At 67.9% G+C, this 1447-nt stretch carries 1 protein-coding gene; it reads left to right on the top strand.

The features are described 5' to 3' along the window. The first annotated feature begins 224 nt into the window (after nt 1–224). Nucleotides 225–1430 (top strand): IS110 family RNA-guided transposase, encoded by a 1206-nt coding sequence (locus AC2A1K_RS35590; protein WP_483901069.1) that lies wholly within the window; start codon nt 225–227, stop codon nt 1428–1430. Nucleotides 1431–1447: the final 17 nt, after the last annotated feature.

The raw sequence follows: 1447 nt of genomic DNA, 5'->3' as shown, positions 1-1447 counted from the left end.
GCCCTACCTTCAGAGGTGCGGCCGGAGCTGGTGTTGGCTCCGGGTGTGCAGGCGGAGCGGGGATGGCTTCCATCAGAGCTGCCGTCAATGGCCGTAGGCTGCTGTTCCCCCCGCTCTGCCCCCTGCTCTCGACCACTGATTAGGCAAAGCGGACCATCGCTGTGTAGGGCGTCGTCGGCGAGATCAGGCTGCACTTCCTGTATGTCAACGACGAGAGGAACGCTGTGCCGGTCGCTGTGGGGATCGACGTCGCGAAGAAGATTCACTGGGCTGTTGCCATCGATACCGACACGGGGTCGGTACTTCTCAACCGCCGCGTCGAGAATTGTCCCGAGCAGATCGCCGCGATCTTGGACACGCTCAAAGCGTTCGCTGCTGACCGTGGTCCGGTCACGGTCGGGGTGGACATCCTCGGTGGTGTCGCGGGTCTGCTGACCGCGATGATCGGCGCGGCCGGGCTGGGCTGTGTGCACGTGCCGGGGCTGCTGGTCAACCGCTCGAGGCGAGCCACCCGTGGTGGGGAGAACAAGAGCGACCCGCGCGACGCGCGGGTGATCGCCGATCAGGTGCGGGTGCGCGAAGACCTGCATCCGGTCGAGGTCCAGGACGAATTGATCGTCCAGCTGCGACTGCTGGTCAGCCGCCGCGGTGACTTGGTCACCGCTCAGACCCGGCGCGTCCAGCACCTGCGTGACCACCTCGTGCGCACGTTCCCCGGCCTGGAGAAGGGCACCGACCCGACCAACAAGGCCGACCTGCTGCTGCTGGCTCGCTACGCCTCGCCGCGGGAGCTGCGAGGGGCCGGTCTGCGACGCATCACCGAGCACCTGCTGCGCCGCGGGGTCCGTCACGACCGGGCGCAGCGACTCGCGCAGCGCGCCCACACCGCCGCTCTGGGCCAGCGTGTCGTGGTCCCCGGCGCCGAGGTGAGCGCCGAGCTCGTGCGCGAACTCGCCGGTGAAGCCCTCGCTGTCCGGGATCGACTCGCCGAGCTCGATGCCCGCATCAGCGAGCTCGTCGAGCAGCACCCCGACGCCAGGCTGGTGAGAACTCTTCCGGGCATGGGCGCGACGCTGACTGCCGAATTCGTCGCCGTGACCGGCGACATCAGCCGCTACCCCACGGGCGACCATCTGGCCGCGGCCGCCGGCCTGGCCCCGGTCATGCAGCAGTCGGGAAAAGTGCGATATCTGCGCCGAGCCATGACCGGTGACCGATCCCTCAAGAGAGTTCTCTACCGATCGGCGTTCTCCTCGCTGGCCAGCGCCGACGGAGTCAGCCGCGCCTACTACGACCGGAAACGCCGCGAAGGAAAGACCCATCAACAAGCCGTGATTGCGCTCGCTCGCCGGCGGGTCAACGTCCTGCACGCCATGTTGCGCACCCGCCAGCCTTACCGTCTCGACCATCGGCCGGTCCAAGCCGCTTGACAGAAGCATTAGGCAGC

It is taken from the genome of Actinomycetospora sp. 2LY8.5, assembly GCF_057180585.1.
This window is presented reverse-complemented; position numbering and strand designations above follow the sequence as displayed.